The following is a 25,982-nucleotide window of genomic DNA, read 5'->3' on the forward strand; positions in this document are numbered from 1 at the left end:
ATTTAAAATAATCAAAGACCTACACCAATATACTGTGTTTATGAGCTCATCAAATAATTCCTTAGACAACAAAGCCCAAGCTTGGTCGGCCCGTTTTGCCGAACCCGTTGACGAACTAGTACAGCGTTATACAGCCTCTATCGGCTTTGATCAACGCTTTGCGATGGTAGATATCGCCGGATCCTTGGCTCACGCTGAGATGCTGGCCACCCAAAAAATCATTAGCACCAAAGATTTAGCCGATATTCAAAAGGGAATGGCGCAAATTAAGAGTGAGATCGAGTCTGGTCAATTTAATTGGCAACTCGCTCTTGAGGACGTTCACCTCAATATTGAAGCTCGCCTTACTGCCTTAGTTGGCGATGCCGGCAAGCGTCTGCATACCGGTCGCTCACGCAATGACCAAGTAGCAACGGATTTACGTCTGTGGTTGCGTGGCAGCGTCGATGACATTGCTGTGACTCTGAAATCTTTACGTGTGGCATTGTTGGATTTGGCTGAGAAGCATGCTTCAACCATCATGCCTGGTCACACCCATTTACAAGTAGCACAGCCCATTACTTTTGGCCACCACTTGATGGCCTACTATGAAATGTTTAGTCGTGACGCAAGTCGCTTAACTGACTTGCGTGCTCGCTTTAATCGCTTGCCTTTGGGTGCGGCAGCATTAGCAGGAACTACTTACCCAATCGATCGCGAGCAAGTCGCCAAGACGCTTGGTTTTGACGGCATTTGCAATAACTCTTTGGATGCCGTATCCGATCGTGACTTTGCTATTGAGTTCTGCGCCTTCTCATCGATTTTGATGATGCACGTATCACGTCTATCCGAAGAACTGATCCTTTGGTTAAGTCCACGCTTTGGCTTTATTGATCTACCAGACCGCTTCTGCACTGGCAGCTCAATCATGCCGCAGAAGAAAAATCCTGACGTACCAGAATTAGCTCGCGGTAAGACTGGACGTGTGTATGGCGACTTGATTTCTTTGTTGACCTTGATGAAGGGTCAGCCCCTCGCCTACAACAAAGATAACCAAGAAGATAAAGAGCCTTTGTTTGATGCGGTAGATACCGTGCAAGATACCTTGCGTATTTTTGCTGACATGGTTCCACACATTGAAGTCAAAGCTGAAGTGATGAAGAAGGCTGCTGAAGAAGGTTTTGCAACAGCAACCGACTTGGCTGACTACTTAGTGAAAAAAGGTTTGGCTTTCCGTGATGCACATGAAGCTGTTGCTCACGCAGTGAAAGCCTGTGTTGGCAGAAACTGTATGTTGACCGACCTTAGCCTCTCTGAACTGCGCTTTGCTTGCGGCCTAGATAATCGCCCTGAGTTAATGAGTGATGATGTGTTTGCTTTGCTGACAGTAGATGGCTCCGTTCAATCACGTCAACATGCTGGTGGCACCGCCCCTGCTCAAGTTCTTGCAGCTATTAAACGGGGTCGTGCAGACCTCTAAAGTGCATGGGGTTTTGGTCCAAACTTTCTGCAGGCATTGATCGTGTAAACCAGCTACTGGGTAAGGCAGCCAGCATCATGATTTTGCTGTCGTGCGTAGTATCGGCAACCAATGCTCTGCTGCGCTATGGATTAGATATCAGCAACAACTGGCCACTAGAACTTCAGTGGTATCTCTTTGCTGCCGCAGTCATGCTGGGCGCCTCCTACACTCTTAAACGCAATGAGCATGTTCGGGTGGATTTAATTTACTCACAGCTTTCTGATCGCGGTCGCTTGTGGGTTGACCTCTTTGGGTTAATTTTCTTCTTGATGCCAGCTTGCAGTTTGTTTACATGGCTCTCATGGACCACTCTTTTTTATCCATCTTGGTTGGTGATGGAGCATTCATTAAACTCCGGTGGATTAGCACGCTATCCCATTAAATTTGTAGTCCCATTTGGATTTTTCATGCTGAGCCTACAGGGCTTATCTGAAATCATTAAGCGTATCGGCGCACTCAAAGGTGAAATGACTTTGCCCGCCGAAGACCTTCGTTACGAAAAGCCCATGCAATGATTCCATTGGAGTGGATGCCGCCCTTGATGTTTGTAGGGCTTATCGTCTTTATGTTGATCGGCTTTCCAGTTGCCTTTTCACTAATGGCGGCAGGATTATTTTTCTCTCTCATTGCAATTAGCGAAGGCTTTTTTGGAATGGCGTTTCTGCAGGCCATTCCTCAGCGTATCTTTGGCAGCGTGCTCGCCAATGATTTATTGCTAGCCATCCCCTTCTTTACCTTTATGGGCGCCATCCTGGAGCGCTGCGGGCTTGCCGAAGAAATGCTGGATTCCATGGGCCAGCTCTTTGGGCGGGTGCGGGGTGGGCTGGGTTACTCCGTCATCATTGTTGGATTTATTTTGGGCGCAATTACTGGTACTGTGGCCGCCCAGGTAATCGCTATGGCGATGATCTCGTTACCGGTGATGATGCGTTACGGCTATAACATGCGCTACGCCACGGGTGTTTTAGCGGCCTCTGGAACCATTACTCAGCTCGTACCTCCATCTTTAGTACTGATCGTATTGGCAGATCAACTCAAAACACAAAGCGGCAGCGCTGATGTGGGCAGTATGTATTTGGGCGCTTGGGGTCCATCACTTCTGCAGATCGCCCTCTTTGCGCTCTACACCTTCTTTTTAAGTCGCATCCGTCCTGACTATTTGCCACCAGTTCCAGAGAGCGAACTGACCCTGAGAGGCTGGGCCCTTTGGAAAAAGTGTCTGATGGGAATCATTCCATCGGCTGTTCTTATTTTCTTAGTGCTAGGCACCATCATGACCGGTATTGCAACGCCAACTGAGTCTGGGGCCATGGGCGCTATGGGCGCACTACTTCTGGCTTGGATTCGAAGGTCAAAGATTGCAAATCTAAGGGGGCTGATTCAGGAGGCTTATCAAAACACCATGCGCATTACTGCCATGGTTGTTTTCATTTTGATTGGATCAACTTGCTTCTCAGTGGTTTTCCAAGGTGTGGATGGTGGCTTCTGGGTTGAAGAATTATTCTCCAATCTTCCCGGTGGCTGGGTTGGCTTTTTGGTTGTTGTGAATTTATTTGTTTTCTTTTTAGCCTTCTTCTTAGATTTTTTTGAGATCGCATTCATTGTTGTGCCAATGTTGGCGCCAGTCGCAGTCAAGTTATTAGCGCCGGTACTTTTGGCATCTATGAACGGCAATCCTCAGGCAGCAACCAGTGCCGCCCTGGTTTGGTTTGGAGTCATGCTTTGCGTGAACATGCAAACCTCTTTTATGCACCCCCCATTTGGCTTTGCCCTCTTTTATCTCAGAGGTGTAGCGCCCAAGGAAGTGAAAAGCAGCGATATCTACTGGGGTGCTCTGCCTTGGGTAGCCCTGCAATTAGTGATGGTTGCGGTGGTGATTGCTTTCCCTGCCCTGGTGACCACTTTCCTAGATAAACCTGCTGCAGTCGTAGAGAGTCAGGATTTTAATTTCACTAGTGAAGAAAATAAACCAGACACACCATCAGCGAAAGTGGATGAGGATGCACCGGTAAATTTTCAGCTAGATAAGCCAGTTAAATAAAAATGCCCCGCATCTGCGGGGCATCGTATTGCAACTTAAAGCTGGATTAAAGAGTAATGTCGCGCTCTTGTCTGACACAATCCACGTAGTATTCACTCTTTCCGTCAGTACTGGTTTTTACTAAACCATGGATATCTGTTTCAAATCCTGGGAACTTCTCATTAAAGTCTCTAGCAAAGTAGAGATAGTCAACGATGCGCTTATTGAAGCGCTCACCAGGAATAAGCAAGGGGATACCAGGCGGATAAGGTGTGACCAACATTGCAGTAACGCGACCATCTAACTGATCAAGAGGCACTCGATCCACTTGCTTATGCGCCATCTTGGCCCATGCCTCTGAAGGCATCATGGCTGGCTCCATATCCGATGTGTACATCTCAGTAGTCATGCGAGCAACATCTCGACCTTTATAGAACTCATGAATTTGCTGGCAAATATCTTTTAGACCAACGCGCTCATAGCGTGGGTGCTTAGCTACAAACTCAGGTAATACTTTCCATAATGGTGCGTTTTTATCAAAGTGGTCTTTGAACTGCTGCAATTCTGTAACGAGCGTATTCCAGCGACCTTTTGTAATACCGATCGTGAACATGATGAAGAAGGAATACAGACCGCACTTCTCCACGATAACGCCGTGCTCAGCAAGGTATTTAGTAACGATGCTCGCCGGAATGCCCATGGAACCAAAGTTACCCTCAATATCTAAACCAGGCGTGACCACTGTTGCCTTAATGGGGTCGAGCATGTTGAAATCTTTGGCCAACTTACCAAAGTCATGCCAAGTGGCTGATGGCTCCAAGATCCAATCTGAGCGCTCACCAATACCCTCTTCAGCCAAATGATCTGGACCCCAAACCTTAAACCACCAATCTGCACCAAACTTATCATCCACTTCGCGCATAGCACGACGGAAGTCCATTGCTTCCGCAATCGATTCTTCAACTAGAGTTGTACCTCCAGGAGATTCCATCATGGCTGCAGATACATCGCAGGAGGCAATGATGGCGTACTGCGGGCTAGTAGAGGTATGCATCAAATAGGCTTCATTGAAGCAATCACGATCCAGCTTGGTATCTTCTGCGTCCTGTACCAATACTTGTGAAGCTTGAGACAAACCAGCTAATAACTTGTGAGTCGACTGAGTCGCAAACATCAGACTCTTCTTGGTTCGCTTGCGATCCGAGCCAATCGCATGCATGTCTTTATAGAAAGGATGGAAAGCAGCGTGCGGCAACCAAGCTTCATCAAAATGCAAGGAGTCAACTTTGCCATCCAGCATTTCTTTAATCATCTCAACGTTGTACACAATACCGTCATAGGTACTTTGCGTTAAGGTCATAACGCGAGGCACTACATTTTTATCTTTAATAAAGGGATTGGCGTCAATTTTCTTCTGAATATTTTTCCACTCAAACTCTTCCTTCGGGATAGGGCCAATAATGCCCAAGTGATTGCGAGTGGGCATCAAGAAAATGGGAATTGCACCCATCATCGTGATGGAATGAATCACGGATTTGTGGCAATTACGATCCACCAAAACCACATCGCCAGGAGCAACTGTCGAATGCCAAACAATCTTGTTTGAGGTTGATGTGCCATTGGTTACAAAGAACAAATGATCCGCATTAAAGATGCGGGCGGCGTTGCGCTCACTCTGCAACACTGGACCTGTATGGTCTAGGAGTTGACCCAATTCCTCGACAGCATTACAAACGTCAGCGCGAAGCATATTCTCACCAAAGAACTGGTGAAACATACGGCCTACCGGGCTCTTTAAGAAGGCAACGCCTCCGGAGTGCCCTGGGCAGTGCCAAGAGTAAGAGCCCTCAGAAGCGTAGTTAGTTAATGCGCGGAAAAATGGCGGCGCCAAAGAATCTAAATACACCTTAGCTTCCCGAATGATGTGACGTGCCACGAATTCTGGGGTGTCTTCATTCATATGAATAAAGCCATGTAACTCACGTAAGATGTCATTCGGCATATGGCGAGAGGTGCGAGTCTCACCATATAAGAAGATCGGAATATCTTCATTACGTTTGCGTACTTCGGTAATGAATGCACGTAAGTTATTGAGTGCCGGGAGATCGTGATCCTCAGAATCAGAATCAAACTCTTCATCATCAATAGAAACGATAAAGGTAGATGCGCGAGAGGCTTGCTGGGCAAAGGATGTAAGATCGCCGTAGCTGGTTAAACCAATCACTTCCATGCCTTCTGTCTCAATAGCCTCGGCGAGGTCGCGAATACCAGAACCCGAAATATTTTCGGAGCGAAAATCCTCATCAATAATGATGATTGGGAAACGAAATTTCATAAAAACTCCCCTGCTGTGCGGTCCGAAGTATTCGGAAGCCACTTCTCAAAATTAGTAAGGTCAATTATCCGGTCGCCATCTGGCAATACTGTGACAATATCGATAAATGTTGCATTCTGCTGCACATCTTTGGGCAAGTAAACATGTCGCGCATAGACTTGATTGGCCAAGCTCTCGTGATAACCGGTAAAGGTAATCAGAAGATGCCACTGCTTTTCAATCGCTGCTTTACCCAAATAATCTTTTAAAGCGCTGTCTTCATCAACGCTGTGCATAGCAGTCCAGGTTAAAGAGAACACTGGACTCTCTGAGCGATGTAAAGGTAATTCAACAGAGCGCCGATAACGTTCACCCTCGGCTGTCATACTTTCTGCAATTAACCAGAGTCGCAATTGCGCCTCCACAATATGAGAGCTACGATCATTAGCCACGCGAAATTTAAATGTTTGCACGCCATTATGACTACCAACTACAGCCACTTTTGAAAAGCGTACGCCGGCGGTTGGCCGCGTAAAACGTGCAAAGGCCAAACCAGTAGTTAAGGCGGAATATACAATTCCAAAAAAGGCTTCAAAAGTCACAATCGCGTTTGGCCAAGTGCCAATAGGTGTCATACGTCCATAGCCAATGGTGGCCATTGTTTGCACGCTGAAGAAAAAGACATCTAATAAAGATCCAGCCCCTGCGTTGGAAACAGCACCATCACCACAGGCTAAGTAAGCAAAAGCAAATAGCAGATTGGCCCCAAGGTAAACAATCACGACTAGCAACATGAAGCTAGTCCAGCTGGTACCTAATAGCCAGTGATAAAAGTTATTTTCCGGGCGCGCTATTTCAGTGCGTGAGAGTGTGGCGCGATATTCATCTAAGTTAATCCGCGCAGGACTACGACTGAAAATAAATTTACGCACTGCCGTAAATGGCTTAGGTCTTAGGCAGGGTAACGCCCCGCTGACCTTGATACTTACCACCGCGATCTTTATAAGAGGTGCCACATACCTCATCACTCTCAAAGAAGAGTACTTGCGCGCAACCCTCACCCGCATAAATCTTGGCAGGCAATGGGGTGGTGTTTGAAAACTCTAATGTGACATAACCTTCCCACTCGGGCTCAAATGGCGTCACGTTCACAATAATTCCGCAACGCGCATACGTACTTTTACCAACGCAAACAGTTAAAACGCTGCGTGGAATCTTGAAGTACTCAACCGTTCTTGCCAATGCAAATGAATTGGGTGGAATGATACAAACATCACCTTTGAAATCAACGAAAGATTGCTCATCGAAATTCTTCGGATCAACTATGGTGCTGTTGATATTAGTGAAGATCTTAAATTCGTCTGCGCAACGTATGTCATAGCCATAGCTTGAAGTGCCATAACTTACGATTTTGTTACCGGCGGCGTCTTGGCGAATCTGCCCAGGTTCAAATGGGCTGATCATGCCTTGTTCGCCCATGCGGCGGATCCAGTGGTCAGATTTAATAGTCATGGACGAATTGTAAAACCTTCGTCCAAGCTACCCACGAATTTATTGGGGTTTTTGGGTAAAAACGACCCTCTCAGGGGCGTTATAGATCTCGAAGTGTTTACCGGAACAACGGGAGAGGATGGTGAGATTCGTCTTGCGCGCCAACTCCAGACCCATCAAGGTCACCCCTGAACGGGTTAGCAGGAAGGGTATGCCCATTTGAGCCCCCTTAATGACCATCTCCGAGGTTAAGCGTCCAGTGGTAAAGAAAATCAATTCCTTACCCTGTTTATTGGCTAACCACATGAGCCCAGAAATTGAGTCGACCGCATTATGACGGCCAACATCCTCAATAAAATGCAAGAGGCGCACCCCATCCTTGCCATCTCGCTCAAAAACAGCGCAGGCATGAACTGAGCCAGACTTCTTATAAATCGAATCATGGGTCCGTATAGAGTCGATCAATGTAACTATTGCCTCCTGGGATAGTGCCGGACCTTCGGGAAGCTGAATCGAATCCATCTCTTCGATCAAGCCACCAAACATGGTCCCTTGGCCGCAGCCTGTCGTTACGACCCGCTTACTCGTCAGGGCATCAATATCAACCGTACTTCGACGAGTTTTGACAGCAGCAGAATCCGTCTCCCAATCTACTTGAATGCTCTCAATATCATCCGGGGACTCTACGAGACGCTGATTACGTAAATAACCCAGGACCAAGGCTTCTGGAGCGCTTCCTAGGGTCATCAGTGTCACGACTTCACGTTTATCCAGATAAATGGTTAGAGGGCGCTCACCAGGAATATGGGTCCTTTTAAGGCGGCCCATTTCATCCATGACCTCGACCTCATGCACCACAGGCACTGAAGCGTTAGACATCTGAATGTTTGGTTTTGCTGCCATAAAAACTCTCTAAGGGTCGGGCTAAATTGAAGTTTATCGGGATTTATCAATACTCCACGGTGCTTTACTTTAACCGCAGACTAAAATCAGTGCATAAGCCAGCATAATTGAGTGCTAAACCCTGATTAACCTTCTTATTTAAGTCCGCATTACATGAGCAGTTCCCAACGTCGCCTTCTTGTTACTTCCGCCCTACCGTACGCCAATGGTCAGATCCATATTGGCCATTTGGTGGAGTATGTCCAGACCGATATTTGGGTGCGCTATCAAAGGATGCGTGGTCACGAAGTTCACTATGTTGGCGCAGATGACACACACGGCACCCCCATCATGTTGCGTGCTGAAAAAGAAGGTATCACCCCAAAAGAATTAATCGCCAATGTTTGGAAAGAACATAAGCGTGACTTCGATAACTTCCTCATTTCGTTTGATAACTACTACACGACGGATAGCCCTGAGAATGAAAAGTTATCGCAAGACATTTATCTCAAGTTACGTGATGCGGGATTAATTGAAAAGCGCGCGATTGAGCAAGCCTACGATCCCGTAAAGGAAATGTTCTTACCGGATCGCTTTATTAAAGGAGAGTGCCCTAAGTGTGGCGCCAAAGATCAATATGGCGACAACTGCGAAAAATGTGGCGCAACTTATTCGCCTACGGATTTAAAGAATCCTTTTTCAGTAGTTAGCGGTGCAACCCCAATCAAAAAGATTTCTGATCACTACTTCTTTAGGTTATCTGACCCACGTTGCGAAGAGTTCTTGCGCGAGTGGACCCAAGTCAAAACACCTTTGCAGCCTGAAGCTCGCAATAAGATGAAAGAATGGGTCGGTCAGCCAGGTGAGAGCAAGCTAGGCGACTGGGATATCTCCCGCGATGCCCCGTATTTCGGGTTCGAGATCCCTGATGCACCTGGTAAATACTTCTACGTATGGCTCGATGCGCCGATTGGTTATTACGCTAGCTTTCTCAATTATTGCCAAGCCAAAGGCCTTAATTTTGATGAGTGGGTAAAGCCTGATACCACTACTGAGCAATACCATTTCATTGGTAAAGATATTCTGTATTTCCACACTTTATTCTGGCCGGCAACATTGCAGTTCTCTGGTTATCGTACGCCGACCAATGTGTTTGCCCATGGTTTCTTAACCGTTGATGGCGAGAAGATGAGTAAGTCTCGTGGCACTTTGATTTCTGCAAATAGCGTAATTGAGTGTGGCTTTAATCCAGAGTGGTTCCGTTACTACTTCGCAACCAAACTCAATGACAGCATGGAAGATTTGGACTTAAATCTTCAAGACTTTGTTGCGCGAGTAAATAGTGACTTGTTGGGTAAGTACATCAATATCGCAAGTCGAAGCGCCGGCTTCTTGGTAAAACGTTTTGGTGGCGTTGTTTCTGATGAAGCCATGAACAATCCGCTCCTGAAAGAAATTGCTGGTGCTAGTGAAAAAATTGCAGAGCTCTATGAGGGACGCGAATTCGCAAAAGCATTGCGCACAGTAATGGAGCTCGCCGACAAAGTGAATGGTTTTGTAGATGAGAACAAGCCATGGGAAATCGCGAAAGACCCAGAACGTGAAGCGGATTTGCAGCGTGTTTGCAGCATCACCTTAGAAGCATTCCGCATGCTCAGCCTGTATCTAAAGCCGGTAATCCCTCAGGTAGCTGCTGGAGTGGAGGAGTTCCTTTCCTTGTCACCCCTTTCCTGGGCCGACATTAATACCCCCCTTTCCAGTAAGAACCCGGTCAAGCCGTATAAGCACCTCATGACCCGTGTGGAAGCCCCACAAATTGAGGCTTTGCTGGCGGCAAACTTATAAAAAGCCCCCTAAAAAGCACCTATAATGTCGGTTGTAGTCCCTAGGTAGCTTTTTGCATTAATTGCTTAAGTTATTGAATTTATTGAGTATTTTAGGAAATGCCATGGCAAGATATCAATCTGAATTCACCCAGTTCTTAAATGAACTCAAGACCGATCATCCAAACCTCGAGGCTGAACAGCAAGCAGGTCGCGCCCTCCTTTGGGATAAAGAGCCTTTGAGCGTTGAAGATCAGCGCCGTGCCAAAGCAGCAAAACTCAAGCAACGCGCTTACGTTTATTCGAATGACTAACTCAGGTAGTTCGTCGGGCAATGAGCCTATGGCTCAGCCAATATCGGATTTACTAGATAGCACTCCATCGGTTACCGATGGCATGTCTGCTGCATTCGCTAAGCTATATGGCGAACCCCTATTTAAGCTTCCTACTGATTTATATATTCCACCAGATGCACTGGAAGTCTTTTTAGAAGCATTTGAAGGTCCATTAGATCTGCTGCTGTATCTCATTCGCAAACAGAATTTCAATGTATTAGATATTCCAATGGCACAGGTGACGCAACAGTACCTGAGCTATATCGATCAAATTCGTCACCACAATCTTGAACTGGCTGCCGAGTATTTGCTTATGGCCGCGATGTTGATTGAAATTAAATCCCGCATGCTCCTGCCAATGAAGAAGGCGGACAGCGAAGAAGAAGTAGAAGATCCGCGCGCAGAATTAGTTCGTCGCCTTTTGGAGTACGAGCGTATGAAGCTTGCGGCCCAAGAGCTCGATCAAATCCCACAACAAGGTCGCGACTTCCAAGTAGCCCATGGCTATGTGGATACGACTATTGCGATTGCTTGGCCAGATGTCAATGTAGATGACTTACAAATGGCTTGGCGTGATGTACTACACCGCGCCAAACTCACTCAGCATCACACCATTACTCGTGAAGAATTATCAGTGCGCGACTTTATGACACGCATCTTGCGCCGCTTACAAAGTACTAAATTTGTAGAGTTCGGTGAGCTATTTGAAGATGCCATCAAGTCTGGCAAAGGCATTCCAGTGGTGATTGTGAACTTCATTGCGATGCTTGAACTCTCACGTGAAGCCCTAGTAGAAATCACTCAGGCTGAGCCTTATGCGCCAATTTATGTGCGTCTCGCCTATACCCCTGTTGCATGAAAATTATTAGCGACATTCAAGAATTACGCGACCATTTAAGAGGTCAAAACCGGGCTTCATTTGTACCAACCATGGGGAACCTTCACGAAGGCCACCTCTCATTGATGCGCTTAGCAAGACAGCATGGCGACCCTGTAGTAGCCAGCATCTTTGTCAATCGCTTGCAGTTTGGGCCTAACGAGGACTTTGATAGCTACCCTCGTACCATGCAAGCGGATATTGATAAGCTAGAAAAAGAGGGTGTATACATTTTGTTTGCACCTTCTGAGCGTGATCTATACCCTCAACCCCAAGAATATCGCGTAGATCCACCGCAACAGTTGGGTGACATCCTTGAGGGAGAGTTTCGTCCCGGGTTCTTTAAAGGCGTATGTACGGTTGTTCTCAAACTCTTTTCTTGCGTCCAACCTAAGGTTGCCGTGTTTGGCAAAAAAGATTACCAGCAGCTGATGATTATTCGTCAGATGGCTAAGCAATTTGCTCTACCGGTTGACATTATTCCGGGTGAGACCATTCGTGCGGAAGATGGCCTTGCCCTCTCCTCACGTAATGGCTACCTTTCAGCTGCAGAACGCGCTGAAGCTCCTGAATTAATGAAAGCACTCAAAGAAGTTCGGGAACGTGTACTGCAACTTAAAGATCGCAATACCCAATCCATTTCGGAGATTGAAAGGGCTGCTGTTGCTTCTATTGCAGGCCGTGGCTGGCAGCCTGATTACATCGCCATTCGCCAGCAAAGTGATTTAGCACCAGCATCGAATGATCAATTACAGACTGGTGAGCCACTCGTCATCTTGACGGCTGCTAAGCTTGGTAAAACACGCTTGATTGATAACTTAGAGATTTAATCTTTAGATTTCCTTGCGACTTACTCGTCCCAAGGGAATCTCTCGCGCGATAGCTGCTCCATGATTTCGCGCTTACTAAGTCCAGCTCTCCGTGAATGACGATTTTCAGGCTCAGTCGAGCCATCACTTTCGGTAAGAGTTTTAGGCTGATCTTTTTTAATCTCCTCCATATTGGGAGATATTGTTTGAGCGCTTTCTTCAGTCATCGCTAGATTCAGTGATCGCTTTTGAAAAGCTCTACAGCGTAAAGAACTGCCCTACTTCGAGATTTAACTCTTTAGCTAATTCAGCGCCAGTAACCTTACCCGCAGACCCTTTAGCCTTAAGGACTTCAATCTGCCCACCATGACAGGCGATAAAAAAAGAATCTAAAGTAATCTGAGTCACTTCACCAGGCTTACCTTTGACATCACCAAATGTCGCGGCTACATGCTTGTGGCAGTCGTATATCTGGACTTTTTGCTCACCAAACTTTGTCCATGCACCGGGTGCAGGATTGCAAGCACGAATGAGGTTATAGATTTGACTGATGTGGCTTGCCCAATGAATCTGAGCAGCATTCGCATCAAACCAACCTTCGTAGTTGGCTTGGGATTCATCTTGTACTATTTCTTGGTGCTTGCCTGCGACTACTAAGTCAGCAGCCTCAAGCAATGCCTTAACGCCTATCGGGAATAGATGATCAAAGTAGATTTTTCCTAGTGTGTCATTAGGTCTAATGGTTACTTCTTTTTGCAAGATTACTGCGCCCTCATCCAAGCCATCGGATGGGCGGAAGATCGTTAAACCAGTCTTCCCCTCACCCAAGGCAATAGCCCAATTAATGGCACTCGGGCCACGGTATTTAGGCAGCAAAGAGGGATGGTATTGAATGGTTCCATGTTTTGGAATCTTGCAGAGCTCTTGCGGCACAAACTGAATGACATAAGCCATCACACAGATATCCGCATTGCTATCAATCAAGGCCTGAGCGGCTTCAGGACTCTTGAGGGAGGCAAACTGCAAGGGATTTAAACCCCTTGCTAGGGCAACTTCTTTTAAGACTTCTGGTTTGCTTGATTTGGGATTATCGGGAGGACAGAAGACGGCGACTACTTCATCGCCGCGATCTAAAAAAGCCTCTAAAGCAGCTTTACCAAAATCCGCACTCCCAATCAAAGCAACCCGCATCTTAGATCACCTTATCGTGACGTAATGCAATCAATTCATCAGTTGAGTAACCTAACTCACTAAGAATTTCATCAGTATGCTCACCGAGCAATGGCGAACGAGTCACATCAGTTGGGCTATCAGACATCTTGATTGGATTACCAACGGTAAGATACTTGCCGCGTATGGGGTGATCCACTTCAACCACAGTTCCAGTTGCACGTAATGCAGGCTCTTCAGCAATCTCTTTCATGGACAGAATTGGGCCACATGGAATATCGTATTTATTCAATACGTCCATCACCTCAAACTTCGTCATCGTCATGGTCCACTTTTCGATCTCGCCGAAAATTTCCATGAGGTGTGGCAAGCGTGCCATTGGTGATGCAAAACGCACATCAGTAATCCAATCTTCACGACCGATTACTTTGCAAATTGCTTCCCAAACTGGAGCCTGAACGATCACATACATATAGGCATTTGGATCCTTTTCCCAGCCTTTGCATTTCACAATCCAGCCTGGCTGACCACCGCCAGAAGCATTGCCTGCTCGGGGTACAGAGTCGCCGAACTCACCGTTCGGGAACTGTGGATACTCTTGCATGAGGCCAACACGCTCTAAACGCTGTTGATCACGCAACTTCACACGGCACAAGTTCAATACTGCATCTTGCATCGCTGCCAATACTTTCTGGCCACGACCAGAGTGAGTACGTTGATACAGAGCAGTCACAATACCAAGCGCTAAATGCAAACCAGTTCCGCTGTCGCCGATTTGCGCACCAGTCACCATTGGAGGGCCATCATCAAAACCAGTGGTTGATGCAGAACCGCCTGCGCATTGCGCAACGTTCTCATACACTTTGCAATCTTCGTATGGACCAGGGCCAAAGCCTTTTACAGAAGCCATGATCATCATGGGATTGAGCTCTTGAATACGCTCCCAAGAAAATCCCATACGATCCAGGGCGCCTGGCGCAAAGTTTTCAACTAAAACGTCGCACTCTTTAATCAAGCGCTCCAGAATCTCTTTACCTTTTTGGGTTTTGGTATTTACGGTGATAGAACGCTTGTTATGGTTCAACATCGTGAAATACAAACTGTCGGCATCAGGAATGTCGCGCAATTGACCACGTGTTGCATCCCCTTCGCCTGATTTCTCTACTTTGATAACGTCCGCACCAAACCAAGCCAGTAACTGAGTACAGGTTGGGCCTGATTGAACGTGCGTAAAGTCGAGGATTTTGACCCCTTCTAGTGCTTTTGCCATGGTTTAAGTCCTAATAAGAATGAAAATTTTGAATTGAGGCAATTTTACCAGTGGGAAATAGGTAAAAATGGAGCATGCCCAATTTTTGGGCACAATTACCGTCTAAGCCTGTATTGGCGTCAATATAGAACTATATGCGGCTATGTCTGAGGATTTTCAAGATCAGAGAGTCGCTTTTTGAGGGCTCTTTCTTGGGCAAAGCGCTCGGTGTCATCCCGAATGATCGCCACCACCCCATTAGCCTTGCCAGAGGCATCAAATAGCATCCCAACGGTAAAAGCAATCGAAAGTGTTCCGCCATTTTTATGCTTTGCTGGCACCTTCAGTAAAGATGTGCCGTAACGAGTTGTGCCAGTCGCCATGGAATGGCTGTAGCCCTCATTGTGCTTTTGAAGTTGACGCTCAGGAACAATGAGATCTAGTTTCTGACCAAGCGCCTCTTCTTCTGAATAGCCAAAGATTCGAGTGGCAGCTGGATTCCATAGAATGATTTTTTCATGGGCATCAGCAACTACAACGGCATCTCCAACACACTCTATCAGCTGCTGTAAATCAACGCTTGTTTTCATATGAATAGTCTACAGAGTTTTTCAGCTGCTGATTGATAAATCTGCAGGAAATAAAAAAGGCGCTCACGAGGAGCGCCTTCAAATTAAAAGCGAATGTTATCGTTATTAAACTGCTTTAGCTGTATGCAACTTAGCGATGTCATCGGCACTATAGCCAAGGTCAGCCAATACTTCGTCAGTGTGCTCACCTAACACTGGTGATGGACCAACTTCGATTTCCAAATCAGAGAACTTGATTGGGCTACCGATAGTTAAGTACTTACCACGTACCTTGTGATCAACTTCAACAATAGAACCGCTCTTACGCAAGTCTGGTGAAGCAGCTAATTCTTTCATTGAGAGGACTGGAGCACATGGAATATCGAACTTGCGGAGAATGTCCACAGCCTCGTACTTGGTCTTGTCTTTGAGCCAATCTTCAATGGTTGCGAAGATATCAAAAATCTTGTCTTGACGAGCTTCAGCAGTCATATATGCTGGATCAGTTGCCCACTCTGGTTTGCCCAAAGCTTTAGTAATTGGCTCCCAAGCATGACCTTGAATGGTGAAGTAGATGTATGCGTTTGGATCTGTTTCCCAACCCTTACACTTCAATACCCAACCTGGCTGACCGCCACCACCAGCGTTACCGCCACGTGGAACTACATCAGTGAATGAACCGTGTGGGTACTGTGGATACTCTTCCAAGTAACCAACTTTGTCCAAACGTTGTTGATCGCGCAACTTCACGCGGCACAAGTTCAATACAGCGTCTTGCATTGAGCAAGATACTTTTTGACCCTTACCAGTCTTAGCGCGCTGCATCAAAGCAGTCAAGATACCGATTGCCAAGTGCATACCAGTATTGGAGTCACCCAAAGCAGCAGCAGAAACAGTAGGAGGACCATCCCAGAAGCCAGTTGTTGAAGCAGCTCCACCGGCACACTGAGCAACGTTCTCATACACTTTTAAGTCTTCATATGAGTGGCCATCGCTAAAACCTTTAACTGAAGCCATGATCATCTTTGGGTTCAATTCTTGGATACGCTTCCAAGAGAAGCCCATACGATCCAAAGCGCCTGGACCAAAGTTCTCAACCATTACGTCAGAAGTTTTGATCATCTTCTCTAAAACTTCTTTACCTTCTTGAGTCTTGGTATCCAAAGTCAAAGAACGCTTATTGCCGTTCAGCATAGTGAAGTACAAAGCATCTGCGCCAGGAATATCGCGCAATTGGCTACGAGTTACGTCGCCAGAGCCAGGACGCTCAACTTTAATTACGTCAGCGCCATACCAAGCCAATAACTGAGTACAAGCAGGTCCTGCCTGAACGTGTGTGAAGTCAATAATACGGATACCGTCTAATGGTTTAGTCATGTTTGTTTCTCCTTAAATGTTTCTTATTGGTTATTTAATTTAGTCAAAAAATATTAACTTTTTATTACCGTTTTTAAATATCTTATTTCTTAGCAGCTGCAGTAGATGGGTTCAAATTCGTTAAGCGTCCACTCTCAGTGCCTGCAGTTTCATCAATAACAGCATTGATGAGAGCTGGTTTACCGGCAGCAATTGCTTCTGTTAATGCCGCCTCTAATTCTGCTGGGGTAGTTACGTAGTAACCAACACCACCAAATGCTTCAATCATCTTGTCGTAACGCGCATCTTTAACGAACACAGTAGGAGCAACATCAGCACCGCCAGTTGGGTTTACGTCAGTACCGCGGTAAACGCCATTGTTATTGAAAATAACTGTTGTGATTGGCAAGTTGTAACGGCAAACTGTTTCAAGTTCCATGCCGCTAAAACCAAAAGCGCTATCGCCCTCTATAGCTACTGTGGGTAAGCCACTGGTTACTGCAGCACCAATCGCATAACCCATACCGATACCCATAATGCCCCAAGTACCGGAGTCAAAACGCTTACGTGGTTTGTACATATCCACGATTGCACGGCAATAGTCGAGTGTATTTGCACCTTCATTTACCAAGTTCACATCTGGGTTCTTCTTGATCACATCACGAATGACACGCAACGCGCCATGGAAGTTCATTGGGTTTGCTTCTTTGGCCAATGTTTCTGCCATCTTCGCAGTGTTCTTGTCTTTCTTCTCAGTGATCGCAGCGATCCACTCAGCGCTTGGCTTAGGAACAGCAGAAATCCCTTTTAACAATTCACTAACACATGAACCAATATCACCAATCAATGGTGCTGCAATTTGTACGTTGCTATCCACTTCGTTTGCTTGAATATCGATTTGGATAAATTTCTTAGGCTCTTTGCCCCAAGTCTTACCCTTACCGTGCGCGAGCAACCAGTTCAAACGTGCGCCGACCAATAAAACTGCATCAGCTTCAGCCAATACAAATGAACGCGCTGCAGAAGCAGATTGCGGATGGTTATCTGGCAACAAACCTTTAGCCATCGACATAGGCAAGTAAGGGATACCTGATTTTTCAACCAAGTCACGAATCTCTTTATCAGCTTGAGCATAAGCAGCGCCCTTACCAAGGAGAATCAATGGACGCTTAGCGCCCTTCAATACATCTAATGCGCGAGCAACTGCATCAGCTGCTGGGATTTGACGTGGAACTGGATCAATTACCTTAAAGATAGATTTCTTGGCTTCTTCAACAGGCATTGTTTGAGCAAGTAATTGAGCTGGTAAGTCTAAATACACGCCACCTGGACGACCAGAAACTGCAGCACGGATTGCACGTGCGAAACCAATACCGATATCTTCAATGTGATTAATACGATAAGCTGCTTTGCAATATGGCTTAGCTGCATTGAGCTGATCCATCTCTTCGTAGTCACCCTGTTGCAAGTCAACGATTTCACGCTCACTAGAACCAGAGATCAAAATCATTGGGAAGCAGTTCACAGTTGCATTTGCAAGTGCTGTCAAACCATTCAAGAATCCTGGTGCAGAAACTGTCATACAGATACCAGGCTTTTGTGTCATATAACCAGCAATCGCTGCAGCATTACCTGCATGCTGCTCATGACGGAAACCGATGAAGCGCAAGCCCTCGGCCTGAGCCAAACGACATAAGTCAGTAATTGGAATACCAACCAGGCCGAAAATTGTATTAAGGTCATTTGCCTTCAAGGCGTCAATGACGAGATGGAAGCCATCCGTTAGTTGTGTGTTTTGGTTATCTGTTGTCATAGAAATTTTGATAAAAATTGCGGGTTCCACTCTTTAAGAGTTGATGCAATCTAGCTTTCGCTAACGTCTCCAATGTAGTTATTAATCGCACTACGGGTTTTATATCCCGCTTAGGCTGAACTGAATATTAGGCTTGGGCAGGGGGTTCATCATTGACTTCGGTCAATTTCCCTCTAAATCCTGTAATTACAGGCATTTTTCCGACCTAGACAAAGAGCTCTTTATGCTTTGTTTTGAGCCGACTCAAAGTCTCAGGGGAGAGGTTGAGGTAAGCAGCTAGTTCCTTTTTAGGGAGAAGCTCAAATAAGTCCTCGTATTTACGTAAAAAACGCTCTACTCGGCCTGGAGCATCAAGCATATGCAAGGTAATGGTATGAGCCATGATTTCACTCATGAGGCGCATGACCTCAAACTCAAAGCTCTCCTTGAGGGGCTTGTGCTGCTCAAGGAATTCCGCCCACTTCTTCATTGGCATCCGAGCCACGCGAGCCTTAGTCACACAGGCAATACTGTAAGGGGCGGCAGTTTTTAAACGCCAAGCGGCATAACTAGTTTCAATATCTTTTTCGATGGCAAAACGCAAAATCATCTCTTTTGCATCCGCACTGGAAACAATGCGCTTGAGGATTCCATCCAGAACGAAATATTGCTCCATCTGGTGATCACCCTGGTGCAACAGGATTTCGGATTTTTTCAGGTCAGCAATCTCTAAATGGCGCTCTAAATCTGCCATTGCTGCAGGATCTAAGCTTTTTAAGACCGAGTTTTGACTTAACTGCAAACGAATCAGGTTTTTTTCGGGGTGCTTATCTAATGCCGTCATAAATCTTTGCTCCAAGACTGTCTATTGTAGGCTTTTTTACCCCTTGGAGCCTTGGATTCCTACTTCAAGCAGTCTAGATCCGCTAGAATAACGGGGTCGTGGTGCTTTATTGCAGTGCAATAAAGTTAAACGGGAAACACAAAACGTGTGCTGCCCCCGCAACGGTAGGTAAATGCGTCTTTATTTGCTTTCAAAGACGTCAGGAATCTGACAAAGCCACTGTGCGCGTCAATCGCATGGGAAGGCCAGATTCTGATATTTACTAGCCCGGATACCGGCCAAGACAGGTGGAATTTTGCGGACGGGGACCTTCGCGCGCCGATGAATGTGTTTGCCCTATGGTCTGACGCCACATTGACGCCTAAGCTCCTGCACGTGAAATTCTGTTCGACCCAGCTAACGGGGAAGTTAGCTAGGCAATCGATAACAGAAAGTTTTTCATGAAACAGCAGTTGAAGCAGAAAAAAATAGTACTCGCATGCAGCGCACTCATCACACTTAACCTGACCACTGCAGTATTTGCACAAACCAACCAATCGACCGTGATTGTGACTGGATCACGCTTTGAGGAAAACCTCAACGAGGTACCAGCAAACATCAAGATCATTACGCGGGATGAAATTGATAACTCTAGTTCAAATACGATTCCACAAGTGCTTTCTCAAATTGGCGGCCTGCTAATAAGAGGCCTGAATTCGAGCTCTTTAAACTTAGATGCCTCAGTAGATATGGGAGGCTACGGACCAACCGGCAGTAGTACAACCGTAATTTTGGTTGATGGTATTCGAGTTAACCCCATTGATTCTGGAGGCGTTGATTGGGCATCTATTCCAATCGATTCGATTGAGCGTATTGAGATCCTCCAAGGTGGGGCGAGCGTTCAGTATGGTAACGGCGCAGTTGGAGGTGTCATTAACATCATCACCAATGGCGGTAAAAAAAGTATTAACCAGGCCTCTGCTACCTATGGCACTTGGGGCACCTCAATCAACAATGCCATCTTTAGAAATACAGTTGAAAAAACAACTTATCAAGTCAGTGCTAACACGTCGAATACTAATGGCTGGCGACCCAATACAGCAGCGAACGCCTATTCTGTCGACGCAAAGATTTCGCAAGATCTTGGTGGAGGCGATCGCGTCTTTATTGATGGGTACTATGGCTACACCAATTCGCAACTAGCTAGTCCTGTGGTGGGATTAGTTGGCTCTGGCAATCCGCTTTCAGTGCGACCACAAAATGCTGGCAACAATATAACAACCAATAATTCTGGCTTTCGTCAGGGTCTGACTAAGACATTAAGTGAAAGTTATGTTGTAGAGGTTGATACCTCATACAACAACAAATCTTCTTTCTTTTACGTACCCCAAGCAGATTATTTTGCCAGCCCTGCCTTTGGCTCCGCTGGAAGCCCAATGAATAATAATTTACAAGGATGGCAACTCGCCCTATCGCCGCGCCTTAAGGCAAATTTTGGCGTTATCGGTACTTCGATTTTTGGATATGACTTCTCTAAAGCCAATCAAGCAGGCAGTAACAGCTATACACCTCAATCTCAAGGCATCATTCTCGCGAATCAATACGATGCTGCAAATAACCCCTTTGGAACCTATTACAACAATCTGACAAGCGACTCTCAGAGTGCAACTCAAATTAATAATTCGCTCTACATCATTCAAAAAATTCCGCTAACACGCATACTTGAAGCCAGCGGAGGATTTCGTCGGCAAGTACAACAAGCTTCTACCACTAGCTCTGCAATCACCGCAGCTAATGGAGCGGTTTCCAGCAATCAGCAATATGCTGCTAATGCTGGAGATGTGGCTCTGAATGCCAACTACCTTCCCGGACAGCGCATTTATGTGAAGTGGAATCAGTCATTCAGATTCCCCAATATCGATGAATATTGGGGCCTGCTTTACAACCCGACAACCCAAACGACATCAACTGTATTTAGCGGAATTTTGCAACCTCAAACCACTCAGACTTATGAAGTTGGGGGCAACTGGGAAGTCCTGAACTCAAAGATTACTTCATCCATTTTTAAATCGATGACGCAAAATGAGATTAGCTACAACCCTTCTACAGGCTATAACTACAACTCTATTTATCAAATTAATCGGGGCGGTATATTGTTGGACATTAATTCCAATATTTCTTCCTCATTAAACATTGGCGCTGGAGGAAAGTATCAGAAGTCTTACTACGCCAATGGGCCATTTTCCGGAAATGCTATTCCAGTTGTTCCTGACACTCTCCTCAATGCCAGAGCGAATTACTTAATCACCTCCAACTGGACCTTAGGTGGAGTAGTCAATTACGTAAGTGGCCAACATTACGATACGGGGCCAAGTTACTATAGCGCCACCCCTGTAATGCCTTCTTACGTAATCGGAGATATTTTTACTTCATACAAATACCAGGGAGTTGAGGCACGCCTTACAGTCAAAAACGTTGGCAACGCCCAATATGCTACTTATGGCACTGCGCCAAGCAATGTCTCCAGCAGATACTCTTACTACCCCAGTGAGCCGAGGTCGGTTTTTGTAACGTTGAAATACAACTTTAATTAAACACTCCAAGAGTGGTTTACCTGCTTTAGATCCTCAACCTCCTCATTGGAGGATCTAAAGTAGCGCCCTCACCCGGAGCCGGGAGCTAAGGCTACAATGACGATATGAGCGAGCAAAACTCCCCTCCCCAGAGCGTCTCACCTTCAGACTTAGATGTCTTGTCTGCAGCCATTGAGCGCCTAGCCACAAAAGTTTCCTTAATTCAAGATTCAGTAAAAAATCTTGCGCAAGATCGTGCGCTACAAGAAACCAAGATTGAAGATGCCCAAAAGCGTATTCAACATATCCTGAGCCGTTTACCAGAGCAAAGCGATGGTCGCCAACTAAACTTACTTGGCGAAGCTGTTCCACCAAATAATCCAGAGGATGACAATGAGCCAACAACGCATTGAAGTAAGTATTGCCGGCCAAAAAATCACCTTAGCAACCAGTGCTGAGCACGAAGCCTTATTACGGTCAGCATGCGTTTTGGTGGATGAGCAAATCCAACTCGCGATCAACGGCGGTAACCGCAGCATTGAACGTGCCAGCATGATGGCGGCACTGAAAATTGCTGGCGATTTAATTACCTTACAAAAAAATCAAACGCAACAAAGCACCTCCACCAATGTGAGCCCCGATGAAGTGACTCGTCTTCAGGGTCAAATTCGAGAGCTTGAAGATCAAGTGGATGCTTTGATGCAAACCCTTTCCCTGCCTGGTTCGCCAAGGCCAATAGTTCCTTGAACCGATGCGCAAGCATCCGGAACGATCTTTACCTTGTGGGCGTGAGCGTTTCGAAAGTTCACAGTGCCAACTTAGACTTGGTTACTCCCTGAACCTCTTAATGCACCCGAAGCAGAGTAGCCGTTCCACCTTGAACCTTAGGGTTCAGGATGACGGCCTAGCGGCTAAGGCGGGGAATTCATGTTACTGAGTGATATCGCGATGTTGATGCTGTGCGGCAGCATCTCTGGCTTTTTAGCTGGCCTTCTTGGCATTGGTGGCGGCATGATTCTCGTACCATTCATGATCCTGGTTTTTAATCACCAAGGATTCAGTCAAGAAGTGATTGTTCACATGGCAATTGCTACCGGCATGGCTACTATTTTATTTACAACTACCTCGGCAATTTGGGCACACCACAAGCATGGTTCGATTGATTGGAAGCTGGTTGCCTCTTTAAGTCCCGGCCTAATCATTGGGAGCTTAATCGGTGGCAGCGAAATCTTTGAGGCCTTAAATACCTCCTGGCTCTCACTGTTCTTTGCCATCTTTATTGTTTACACATCCATACAGATGCTACTCAATAAAAAGCCAAAACCTGGCAGAGACCTACCCGGGACGGCCGGCCTATTTTCTTTTGGGGCATTTGCCGGAGCGCTTGCTAGCCTAGTTGGGGCTGGGGGCGCATTTATTACCGTGCCTTTTATGCTTTGGTGCAATGTAAAACCTCACGTTGCTATGGCTAGCTCGTCTGGCTTGGGCTTTCCGATTGCGGCGGCAGCAACTGTGGGCTATATGTATGGCAGTTGGGGGCACCCCAACCTACCATCGGGGTCATTAGGCTTTGTTTACTTACCCGCCGTGGTTTGTATCGCAGTAGTTAGTATATTTACAGCACCACTAGGCGCAAAAATGGCACGCAAATTAGACGTTGCGCAACTGAAGCGTATTTTCGGGGTGATGCTGTTAATGCTTGCAGCCTTCATGTTTAATGAAAGCCGCAAAGCGTTTGGATACTAACTAGGCAGTGTACTGTTGGCGCAAAATATTCTTTTGCACCTTACCCATAGCATTGCGCGGTAAATCAGCAACAATCTCAACACGTTTTGGAATCTTAAAGTTCGCAATTTGCGTTTTCAATGTAGCAATCATTGCTTCAGCATTTAACTTTGCCCCAGCTTTAGGCACCACTACCGCCATCACTGCCTCACCAAAATCCGGGTGCGGAATACCAATGACAGCACTCTCATCTACACCAGGCATATCATCGATAAAGCTTTCGATTTCTTTTGGATAGACGTTGTAGCCACCAGAAATAATCAAGTCTTTGCTACGACCCACGATGCATAAATATTCTTTCGGAGCTTTGCCACCATTGGCATCACCACCCCAACGACCTACGTCACCCGTCTTAAACCAGCCGTCTTTCGTAAACTCTTCAGCCGTCTTCTCAGGCATGCGCCAGTAGCCCTTAAATATATTGGGGCCCTTCACCTGAATGCCGCCGATTTCATCTACTTTGCAAGGCTTATTGTCTTCGTTCACAACACGCACCTGTACACCCGGCAAAGGCAAGCCAACAGAGCCACCTACCCGCTTACCTTTATATGGGTTTGAGACCAACATTACCGTCTCGCTCATGCCGTAACGTTCAAGAATCGGTTGACCGATAACTTCCTTGAAACTGTTAAATGTTTCTGTCAGCAGAGGCGCTGATCCAGAAATAAACAAACGCATATTACGCGCTACGTTTTTATTAAAGCCCTTGTCAGCCAACAAGCGTACATAGAATGTTGGAACACCCATCATCACAGTTGACTTAGGCATATGCTTGAGCAACTGCGCCGTATCTAAGCGTGGCAACCAAATCATTTTGCTACCATTGATCAAGGCGCCATGCGCAGCTACAAATAAACCATGCACATGGAAAATCGGTAAGGCATGCAATAAGACATCGCCCTTCTTCCAACCCCAAAACTTTTGCAATACCTGTGCATTGCTACCCAAGTTTTTATGGGTCAACATGGCACCTTTACTGCGTCCAGTAGTACCTGATGTATACAGAATGGCTGCCAGGTCATCATCTTTAGCGGGTACAGTCTTGAACTGATCGCTTAAGCCACCTGCACGCTCTAATAAAGTACCCGTACGGTTCTCGTCTAAGGTAAAGACATGTTTAGTGCCCGCCTTCGCTGCCACCTTAGAAACCCAAGAGAGATTCTTGCTACTGCAAACCACGACTGCTGGCTCTGCGTTCTCCAAGAAGTACTGGATCTCTGCAGATTGGTAAGCAGTATTGAGGGGTAAATACACATAGCCCGCGCGAATAGTAGCCAAATACAGGAAAAGGGCCTCAGGTGATTTCTCAACCTGAACAGCAACCCTCGCCCCCTTTGGTAACTTCAAACTGGCAAGCAAATTTGCCAGCTTGGCAGTTGCTGCCTCTAGGTCACCCCATGAGTAATAGAGACCATCATGCGTCTCGAGAGCGCATGCTTTTTTATCTTTTGGAAAACCTTTTTCCAATAGTGAATATAAATTCATTCGAACCTCAAACCCCAGGGGTGATATTAATAAAAATTCTTAATCCAACTTAGCGCCAGAGGCCTTGGCAACAGCAGCCCAACGCTTAATATCGGCACTTACAAACCTGCCAAATGCATCCCCTGTGAGAGTTGGAGTTTCAGAACCGTTGTTTGCCCAAGTGGCCTTGATCTCTGGAGTGGAAAGCGCCTTTTGAACTTCAGAAATCATCTTATCGACGATAGGCTGTGGAGTGCCCTTAGGGGCAAATAAACCATACCAAGTGGAAACTTCATAACCCACTAAACCTGCTTCAGCAGCTGTAGGTACATTCGGAAATCCAGGGGCACGCTTCTGTGAAGCAACTGCTAAGGCTACGATAGAGCCATTTTTGATTTGAGGAGCCGAAGATCCAAGGCCATCAAATTCAACATCTACTTGACCTGCTATAAGATCTTGCATTGCTGGCCCAGCGCCGCGATAAGGAATGTGAGTAATGAAAGTCTTTGTCAACATCTTGAAATCTTCAGCAGCTAAATGGTGAGTAGTGCCATTACCAGCGCTAGCGTAATTAAACTTACCTGGGTTTTTCTTCAAGAGTGCAATAAATTCCTTCAAGTCTTTTACTTGAACGTTCTTTGGATTTACTACGATCACCTGAGGTGGGCTTGCAATCATCGCAACAGGGACAAAGCTTTTCTCAATGTCGTAATCTAAATTGGGGTACATGGATGGCGCAATTGCATGATGCGCAGCACCTACAAAAAAGGTGTAGCCATCGGGTGCAGCCTTAGAGGCAATAGAGGCGCCCAAAGTGCCACCAGCACCACCGCGGTTATCAATAATAAATTGCTTGCCTAATTGCTTAGTTAATTGCGCTGCTAAAGGTCTAGCAAATGCATCCGTTCCTCCACCGGCTGGAAACGGAACTACGAACGTAACTGGCTTATTTGGCCATTCCTGCGCCATTACTACTAAGGGTGCTGCACAAACTAAAAAAGCGACTCTCTTGATGATGGCCGCAAGGCTTGCTTGATTAAACATTGTTATCTCCTCCACCTGCCACTATTTGTGGCTATGTACATTATTAAAACTACCAAATCCGATACCATACTACTTTCTGAGTCTTAATGCCCAGTTCGCTCTTTT

The 25,982-nt window shown here is 46.2% G+C and carries 23 protein-coding genes, 1 other RNA gene, 1 pseudogene and 1 riboswitch; of the genes and pseudogenes, 12 read left to right on the forward strand and 13 right to left on the reverse strand.

Annotated elements, in window-relative coordinates:
- Positions 1-40 precede the first annotated feature (40 nt).
- The 3 genes from argH to AOC20_RS06585 are packed head-to-tail and all read left to right on the forward strand — an operon-like array spanning position 41 to position 3,542.
- Positions 41-1,459, forward strand: coding sequence for an argininosuccinate lyase (gene argH / locus AOC20_RS06575; RefSeq protein ID WP_215359519.1), 1,419 nt, complete (start codon positions 41-43; stop codon positions 1,457-1,459).
- Positions 1,460-1,464: 5 nt separating this feature from the next.
- Positions 1,465-2,016, forward strand: a complete 552-nt coding sequence (locus tag AOC20_RS06580; protein WP_215359521.1) for a TRAP transporter small permease subunit — start codon at positions 1,465-1,467, stop codon at positions 2,014-2,016.
- Positions 2,013-3,542: a TRAP transporter large permease gene (locus AOC20_RS06585; RefSeq protein WP_215359523.1), complete on the forward strand. Its 1,530-nt coding sequence runs from the start codon at positions 2,013-2,015 to the stop codon at positions 3,540-3,542. Before AOC20_RS06580 ends, AOC20_RS06585 begins: the two co-directional genes overlap by 4 nt.
- A gap of 46 nt (positions 3,543-3,588) precedes the next feature.
- Here AOC20_RS06585 and AOC20_RS06590 read toward each other — a convergent pair whose 3' ends face one another.
- The 4 genes from AOC20_RS06590 to AOC20_RS06605 are packed head-to-tail and all read right to left on the reverse strand — an operon-like array spanning position 3,589 to position 8,229.
- Positions 3,589-5,856 (reverse strand): arginine/lysine/ornithine decarboxylase, encoded by a 2,268-nt coding sequence (locus AOC20_RS06590; protein ID WP_215359526.1) that lies wholly within the window; start codon positions 5,854-5,856, stop codon positions 3,589-3,591.
- Entirely contained in the window at positions 5,853-6,767 is a 915-nt protein-coding gene (locus tag AOC20_RS06595) for an ion channel (protein ID WP_215359528.1), read from the reverse strand. Before AOC20_RS06595 ends, AOC20_RS06590 begins: the two co-directional genes overlap by 4 nt.
- A 13-nt stretch (positions 6,768-6,780) precedes the next feature.
- Complete coding sequence (gene dcd / locus AOC20_RS06600) at positions 6,781-7,347, reverse strand: dCTP deaminase (RefSeq protein ID WP_068948880.1); 567 nt, start codon at positions 7,345-7,347, stop codon at positions 6,781-6,783.
- Positions 7,348-7,386: 39 nt separating this feature from the next.
- On the reverse strand, positions 7,387-8,229 hold the full coding sequence (locus AOC20_RS06605) for a formate dehydrogenase accessory sulfurtransferase FdhD (RefSeq protein ID WP_215359530.1): 843 nt from the start codon (positions 8,227-8,229) through the stop codon (positions 7,387-7,389).
- Between the two features lie 153 nt (positions 8,230-8,382).
- Between AOC20_RS06605 and metG the strand changes: the two genes are divergently transcribed.
- From metG to panC, 4 genes are all read left to right on the forward strand, one after another.
- Entirely contained in the window at positions 8,383-10,053 is a 1,671-nt protein-coding gene (gene metG / locus AOC20_RS06610; RefSeq protein ID WP_215359532.1) for a methionine--tRNA ligase, read from the forward strand.
- 103 nt (positions 10,054-10,156) lie between these two features.
- Positions 10,157-10,345 (forward strand): DUF3460 family protein, encoded by a 189-nt coding sequence (locus tag AOC20_RS06615; RefSeq protein WP_215359534.1) that lies wholly within the window; start codon positions 10,157-10,159, stop codon positions 10,343-10,345.
- Positions 10,338-11,225 (forward strand): segregation and condensation protein A, encoded by an 888-nt coding sequence (locus AOC20_RS06620; RefSeq protein WP_215359536.1) that lies wholly within the window; start codon positions 10,338-10,340, stop codon positions 11,223-11,225. The genes AOC20_RS06615 and AOC20_RS06620 overlap by 8 nt, the downstream gene beginning before the upstream one ends.
- On the forward strand, positions 11,222-12,073 hold the full coding sequence (panC, locus tag AOC20_RS06625) for a pantoate--beta-alanine ligase (protein WP_215359538.1): 852 nt from the start codon (positions 11,222-11,224) through the stop codon (positions 12,071-12,073). Before AOC20_RS06620 ends, panC begins: the two co-directional genes overlap by 4 nt.
- A gap of 20 nt (positions 12,074-12,093) precedes the next feature.
- On the opposite strand, the gene AOC20_RS06630 is transcribed toward panC, so the two are convergent.
- From AOC20_RS06630 to AOC20_RS06660, 7 genes are all read right to left on the reverse strand, one after another.
- On the reverse strand, positions 12,094-12,279 hold the full coding sequence (locus tag AOC20_RS06630) for a hypothetical protein (RefSeq protein ID WP_215359540.1): 186 nt from the start codon (positions 12,277-12,279) through the stop codon (positions 12,094-12,096).
- Between the two features lie 31 nt (positions 12,280-12,310).
- A complete protein-coding gene (locus AOC20_RS06635) occupies positions 12,311-13,243 on the reverse strand; it encodes a methionyl-tRNA formyltransferase (protein WP_215359542.1) in 933 nt (310 codons plus the stop codon).
- 1 nt (position 13,244) lies between these two features.
- Entirely contained in the window at positions 13,245-14,492 is a 1,248-nt protein-coding gene (frc, locus tag AOC20_RS06640; RefSeq protein ID WP_215359544.1) for a formyl-CoA transferase, read from the reverse strand.
- Positions 14,493-14,632: 140 nt separating this feature from the next.
- The gene (locus tag AOC20_RS06645) at positions 14,633-15,061 is read right to left on the reverse strand and encodes a PAS domain-containing protein (RefSeq protein WP_215359546.1); all 429 of its coding nucleotides are present in this window, start codon (positions 15,059-15,061) and stop codon (positions 14,633-14,635) included.
- A 105-nt stretch (positions 15,062-15,166) separates the two neighbouring features.
- Positions 15,167-16,417 (reverse strand): formyl-CoA transferase, encoded by a 1,251-nt coding sequence (gene frc, locus AOC20_RS06650; RefSeq protein ID WP_215359548.1) that lies wholly within the window; start codon positions 16,415-16,417, stop codon positions 15,167-15,169.
- 82 nt (positions 16,418-16,499) lie between these two features.
- A complete protein-coding gene (gene oxc, locus AOC20_RS06655; protein ID WP_215359550.1) occupies positions 16,500-18,209 on the reverse strand; it encodes an oxalyl-CoA decarboxylase in 1,710 nt (569 codons plus the stop codon).
- Positions 18,210-18,414: 205 nt separating this feature from the next.
- Positions 18,415-19,032, reverse strand: a complete 618-nt coding sequence (locus tag AOC20_RS06660) for a Crp/Fnr family transcriptional regulator (RefSeq protein WP_215359552.1) — start codon at positions 19,030-19,032, stop codon at positions 18,415-18,417.
- A gap of 82 nt (positions 19,033-19,114) precedes the next feature.
- Positions 19,115-19,329, forward strand: a riboswitch (cobalamin riboswitch).
- Positions 19,330-19,472: 143 nt separating this feature from the next.
- Here AOC20_RS06660 and AOC20_RS06665 point away from each other — a divergent pair.
- From AOC20_RS06665 to AOC20_RS06685, 5 genes and pseudogenes are all read left to right on the forward strand, one after another.
- On the forward strand, positions 19,473-21,605 hold the full coding sequence (locus tag AOC20_RS06665) for a TonB-dependent receptor (RefSeq protein WP_215359554.1): 2,133 nt from the start codon (positions 19,473-19,475) through the stop codon (positions 21,603-21,605).
- A gap of 104 nt (positions 21,606-21,709) precedes the next feature.
- Entirely contained in the window at positions 21,710-21,997 is a 288-nt protein-coding gene (locus AOC20_RS06670) for a serine--tRNA ligase (protein ID WP_215359556.1), read from the forward strand.
- Positions 21,978-22,205, forward strand: a pseudogene (locus AOC20_RS09795) (cell division protein ZapA); the annotation flags it as partial. The gene AOC20_RS06670 and the pseudogene AOC20_RS09795, both read left to right, overlap by 20 nt.
- An 87-nt stretch (positions 22,206-22,292) precedes the next feature.
- A non-coding RNA gene (ssrS, locus tag AOC20_RS06680) (6S RNA) lies at positions 22,293-22,511 on the forward strand.
- Positions 22,512-23,330 (forward strand): sulfite exporter TauE/SafE family protein, encoded by an 819-nt coding sequence (locus AOC20_RS06685; protein WP_215359558.1) that lies wholly within the window; start codon positions 22,512-22,514, stop codon positions 23,328-23,330.
- Here AOC20_RS06685 and AOC20_RS06690 read toward each other — a convergent pair whose 3' ends face one another.
- Together AOC20_RS06690 and AOC20_RS06695 are read right to left on the reverse strand one after the other, a co-directional pair.
- A complete protein-coding gene (locus tag AOC20_RS06690) occupies positions 23,331-24,854 on the reverse strand; it encodes a malonate--CoA ligase (protein WP_215359560.1) in 1,524 nt (507 codons plus the stop codon).
- Between the two features lie 39 nt (positions 24,855-24,893).
- Complete coding sequence (locus AOC20_RS06695; RefSeq protein WP_215359562.1) at positions 24,894-25,877, reverse strand: Bug family tripartite tricarboxylate transporter substrate binding protein; 984 nt, start codon at positions 25,875-25,877, stop codon at positions 24,894-24,896.
- Between the last annotated feature and the right edge of the window lie 105 nt (positions 25,878-25,982).

The sequence above is a fragment of the Polynucleobacter ibericus genome (assembly GCF_018687955.1).
GTDB lineage: Bacteria > Pseudomonadota > Gammaproteobacteria > Burkholderiales > Burkholderiaceae > Polynucleobacter > Polynucleobacter ibericus.

What these genes read in the sequence shown, in the direction of transcription:
- argH (WP_215359519.1), top strand. Translation starts at nt 41, where the DNA reads ATGAGCTCATCAAATAATTCCTTAGACAACAAAGCCCAAGCTTGGTCG.
- AOC20_RS06580 (WP_215359521.1), top strand. Translation starts at nt 1,465, where the DNA reads ATGGGGTTTTGGTCCAAACTTTCTGCAGGCATTGATCGTGTAAACCAG.
- AOC20_RS06585 (WP_215359523.1), top strand. Translation starts at nt 2,013, where the DNA reads ATGATTCCATTGGAGTGGATGCCGCCCTTGATGTTTGTAGGGCTTATC.
- AOC20_RS06590 (WP_215359526.1), bottom strand. Translation starts at nt 5,856, where the DNA reads ATGAAATTTCGTTTCCCAATCATCATTATTGATGAGGATTTTCGCTCC.
- dcd (WP_068948880.1), bottom strand. Translation starts at nt 7,347, where the DNA reads ATGACTATTAAATCTGACCACTGGATCCGCCGCATGGGCGAACAAGGC.
- AOC20_RS06605 (WP_215359530.1), bottom strand. Translation starts at nt 8,229, where the DNA reads ATGGCAGCAAAACCAAACATTCAGATGTCTAACGCTTCAGTGCCTGTG.
- metG (WP_215359532.1), top strand. Translation starts at nt 8,383, where the DNA reads ATGAGCAGTTCCCAACGTCGCCTTCTTGTTACTTCCGCCCTACCGTAC.
- AOC20_RS06615 (WP_215359534.1), top strand. Translation starts at nt 10,157, where the DNA reads ATGGCAAGATATCAATCTGAATTCACCCAGTTCTTAAATGAACTCAAG.
- AOC20_RS06620 (WP_215359536.1), top strand. Translation starts at nt 10,338, where the DNA reads ATGACTAACTCAGGTAGTTCGTCGGGCAATGAGCCTATGGCTCAGCCA.
- panC (WP_215359538.1), top strand. Translation starts at nt 11,222, where the DNA reads ATGAAAATTATTAGCGACATTCAAGAATTACGCGACCATTTAAGAGGT.
- AOC20_RS06630 (WP_215359540.1), bottom strand. Translation starts at nt 12,279, where the DNA reads ATGACTGAAGAAAGCGCTCAAACAATATCTCCCAATATGGAGGAGATT.
- AOC20_RS06635 (WP_215359542.1), bottom strand. Translation starts at nt 13,243, where the DNA reads ATGCGGGTTGCTTTGATTGGGAGTGCGGATTTTGGTAAAGCTGCTTTA.
- frc (WP_215359544.1), bottom strand. Translation starts at nt 14,492, where the DNA reads ATGGCAAAAGCACTAGAAGGGGTCAAAATCCTCGACTTTACGCACGTT.
- AOC20_RS06645 (WP_215359546.1), bottom strand. Translation starts at nt 15,061, where the DNA reads ATGAAAACAAGCGTTGATTTACAGCAGCTGATAGAGTGTGTTGGAGAT.
- frc (WP_215359548.1), bottom strand. Translation starts at nt 16,417, where the DNA reads ATGACTAAACCATTAGACGGTATCCGTATTATTGACTTCACACACGTT.
- oxc (WP_215359550.1), bottom strand. Translation starts at nt 18,209, where the DNA reads ATGACAACAGATAACCAAAACACACAACTAACGGATGGCTTCCATCTC.
- AOC20_RS06660 (WP_215359552.1), bottom strand. Translation starts at nt 19,032, where the DNA reads ATGACGGCATTAGATAAGCACCCCGAAAAAAACCTGATTCGTTTGCAG.
- AOC20_RS06665 (WP_215359554.1), top strand. Translation starts at nt 19,473, where the DNA reads ATGAAACAGCAGTTGAAGCAGAAAAAAATAGTACTCGCATGCAGCGCA.
- AOC20_RS06670 (WP_215359556.1), top strand. Translation starts at nt 21,710, where the DNA reads ATGAGCGAGCAAAACTCCCCTCCCCAGAGCGTCTCACCTTCAGACTTA.
- AOC20_RS06685 (WP_215359558.1), top strand. Translation starts at nt 22,512, where the DNA reads ATGTTACTGAGTGATATCGCGATGTTGATGCTGTGCGGCAGCATCTCT.
- AOC20_RS06690 (WP_215359560.1), bottom strand. Translation starts at nt 24,854, where the DNA reads ATGAATTTATATTCACTATTGGAAAAAGGTTTTCCAAAAGATAAAAAA.
- AOC20_RS06695 (WP_215359562.1), bottom strand. Translation starts at nt 25,877, where the DNA reads ATGTTTAATCAAGCAAGCCTTGCGGCCATCATCAAGAGAGTCGCTTTT.